Raw genomic sequence first — 216 nt, 5'->3', positions numbered from 1 at the left:
CGGACAGGACATTCAACATGCCGCCACTGCTGACGGTCGTGTGGTCGATCGCGCCTCCCGACGACACGTTCACCGTGCCGCCCGAAATCCCTGTCCCGGAGCTGGTCACGCCGGTGACCACGCCTCCAGAGAACACGTTCTCGATGCCGCCGGCAAGGACCGCGACATTGCTCAGAACCGTGCCGCCGACGTTGAAGATGCCGCCGCTCGCGACCG

At 66.2% G+C, this 216-nt stretch carries 1 protein-coding gene; it reads right to left on the bottom strand.

Going from position 1 to position 216, the window contains the following annotated elements:
- The coding region (locus FNJ47_RS49490) for a hypothetical protein (RefSeq protein WP_163163954.1) at positions 1–216 on the bottom strand (216 nt) is incomplete at both ends.

The sequence above is a fragment of the Bradyrhizobium uaiense genome (assembly GCF_010811875.1).
In the GTDB taxonomy this organism is placed as follows: domain Bacteria; phylum Pseudomonadota; class Alphaproteobacteria; order Rhizobiales; family Xanthobacteraceae; genus Bradyrhizobium; species Bradyrhizobium uaiense.
The sequence above is the reverse complement of the archived record's forward strand: the minus strand, read 5'-3'. Positions and strand labels throughout refer to the sequence as shown.